The organism is Shewanella electrica, from assembly GCF_022321485.1.
Taxonomy (GTDB): domain Bacteria; phylum Pseudomonadota; class Gammaproteobacteria; order Enterobacterales; family Shewanellaceae; genus Shewanella; species Shewanella electrica.
Genome location: NZ_JAKOGG010000434.1, coordinates 1 through 260 on the forward strand (window position 1 = coordinate 1; position 260 = coordinate 260).

The following is a 260-nucleotide window of genomic DNA, read 5'->3' on the forward strand; positions in this document are numbered from 1 at the left end:
TCGAACTCTTCCGCCCATTCGTTATCAGCAAGCTTCTTGAAAAAGAACTCGCATACAACATCCGTGGTGCAGGTCGTCTTATCGACGAAGGTGTACCAGAAGTATGGGCAATTCTCGAAGACGTGATCAGAGACAAGTACGTGCTCCTCAACCGCGCACCTACTCTTCACCGCCTCGGTATCCAGGCCTTCCAGCCTATCCTCATCGAAGGTAACGCTATCCAGCTCCACCCACTCGTATGTCCTGCATTCAACGCAGAC

1 protein-coding gene is annotated in these 260 nt (G+C 51.9%); it reads left to right on the forward strand.

What is annotated here, in order from left to right:
* Positions 1–260: hypothetical protein (locus tag L9G74_RS21135; RefSeq protein ID WP_238898720.1), on the forward strand; the 260-nt coding region annotated here is incomplete at both ends.